The sequence below is a fragment of the Microcoleus pseudofavosus SVA1_A4 genome (genome assembly GCF_036700565.1).
Lineage (GTDB): Bacteria > Cyanobacteriota > Cyanobacteriia > Cyanobacteriales > Microcoleaceae > Microcoleus.
In genome coordinates, this window is record NZ_JAUBPE010000074.1 from 1 (window position 1) to 2,378 (window position 2,378).

2 protein-coding genes are annotated in these 2,378 nt (G+C 46.9%); both read left to right on the forward strand.

From position 1 onward, the window contains the following. The first annotated feature begins 659 nt into the window (after positions 1-659). Positions 660-875 carry a hypothetical protein gene (locus QUA02_RS25815; RefSeq protein WP_333031970.1) on the forward strand — a complete coding sequence of 72 codons (216 nt, stop codon included), beginning with the start codon at positions 660-662 and terminating at the stop codon, positions 873-875. Positions 876-1,208: 333 nt separating this feature from the next. Then, the coding region (locus QUA02_RS25820; RefSeq protein WP_333031971.1) for an ABC transporter ATP-binding protein at positions 1,209-2,378 on the forward strand (1,170 nt) is incomplete at its 3' end.

A 2,378-nucleotide genomic window follows, 5' to 3' on the forward strand; every position in this document is an offset into this window, starting at 1 on the left:
AAATCAGGACACGGCAGTGCCGTTTCCCTACAATGAATCGGGGTAGGGAAACGGCACTGCCGTGTCCTCTATATCATTCCGGTGTTACCGGAATTGATATAACTTTAAAAAACAGAATACGCAGCAGATACCCGATTTCGCAAAAGTTGTCGGGTATCTAAAAAAATTAACTCTCCTTTGCTACACTACTAAATCTTCGATCGAGAATTTCAATAAGTCGCACAGGGCTTTCATCTGTGCTGGGTAAAGCTTGGGGACGTGTCTGTCGGTTTCCCAATTAGATGACCGTTGACTGCACAACTTTACACGCTCTTGCAACTTCTATGCGAGTTAAATTTAAACTTTCGCGTCGTATTCTTAGCTTTTGCCCTAGTGTCATTATTTATCCCTCATTCAGTTGACTGTATGTATTCAGTTGACTGTATATAGTCAACTGAATATCTACAGTCAATTGACTATATTTAGTTAATTATTTTAGACAATTTTTGTAAACAACTATTGACTTGATATAAAATTCTTGGTAAAAATAATGCTTATAAATAACCTGATTTCTTTAGCCTTTTATGGAATTAGGAACCCTGCGTCCAAAGCCTGAAAACAAGTCAAAAGCCAGTCCGCGCCCTCGACAAGCATTGAACTGGCTTTGGCTCCAATACTAAATGGAGACAAGCTTAATTATGCCTTATAAAGACCGCCTCAACAAGTGGTTGGTTGTTCGCCTGCTTCCCAATATGCAGCGCATCACTGTAGCCCACTTTTTCAGACATTCCGATGCTGACAGCTATCTGCGGATCGTCCGGCAGTTAATCCCCAATGCTCAATTTGTGATTGTTTTTAATGCCGATATCAACCTAGAAACAGCCCCGCGTCTGTAGCAAAGGCAGCTAGTTGAGGGTTCGGTTAGGCACAGACTCTACTGGTAGGGTGCGTCAGTAGGTAGCGATTCGATGTACATCGGCTAATCGTTTCGGCGCTTTGCACCCTACTACCTAGCATTTTGCTTCAAAGTCCGATCGACACTTATGATAGATTTGGTTCTTGCCAGACTACACTGGAAGACAAAATCAAATTAAAAATTTCGCCATAAATTCGATGACCCGCCGATCGGGCGGGACTCTCCACTTCGTGGAACAGGCGTCCCGCCTGTGGTTGGCAGAGTCAATCTAAAATCTAAAATCTAAAATCTAAAATCGCGTGACTTCTGACAAATGATTGAAGTAGAACACTTAAGCAAAACTTACGGTTCGACCGCAGCGATCGCGGACGTGTCTTTTTCGGTCGAATCAGGAGAAATTCTCGGGTTTTTGGGGCCCAACGGTGCCGGCAAAACCACAACCATGCGGATTTTGTCGGGATATTTGCCGGCATCCAGCGGTACGGCCCGCATCGCCGGCCTCGACGTTCACGAAAACTCGATGGGAGTCAGACAGCGCATCGGTTATCTGCCGGAAAACCCGCCGCTGTATCCAGAAATGACTGTGGAAGGGTTTCTGTTTTTTGTGGCGCGGATCAAGCAAGTATCGGCGGGCGATCGCGCGCGACGAGTTACCTCCGCGATCGAACGCTGCGGCCTGGTTGATAAACGCAAAGTTTTAATCCGCAAACTTTCTAAAGGATTTCGTCAGCGCGTCGGTATCGCCCAGGCGATCGTCCACGATCCGCCGGTCATTATCTTAGACGAACCAACCGTCGGCCTCGACCCCCGACAAATCATCGAAGTCCGCAATTTAATCAAAAGCCTTGGCGGCCAGCACACAATTATCCTTTCGACGCACATTCTCCCGGAAGTCAGCATGACTTGCAACCGCGTCACCATCATCAATCGCGGTAAAATCGTCGCTGCGGGTACTCCCGAACATTTGATGGGAGAGTTGGTCGCCGGAGAGGGTTACGAGCTCGAAGTTGAAGGCGAGGCGGATTTGCTAAACAGTCTGCTGTTGCCTTCTTTGGAAAATGTGCCGGGAGTTCGATCGGTCGAATTGATTCCAAGCCAGCAATTTTTAGCGAGTCGCTACCGCCTGCGGGCTTTGTGCGAACCGGAAAGAGAACCCGGACGAGAAATTGCTACAGCTATTATCGCCTCTGGATTTGGACTCTGCGAAATGCGCCGCTCTCGCGCTACTCTGGAAGATGTGTTTTTAAGGCTGACAGCGACTGAAAAGAAACAGGGAGATGTTTTAATTGAGACCGAACCTGAAGTGGCAGAAAATCTGGAAGTTGCAGAAATACCAGAGGTCATCAGCGATTCTCATTCAGCTTCCGAACCTGTTGCAGAAATCGTAGATTCGATCGCACATTCTCAACCAGAACCAGTTGTCGAAAATCTAGAAGTTGCAGAAACAGTAGAGTCGATCGAGAATTTTCAGTCAGAACCAGTT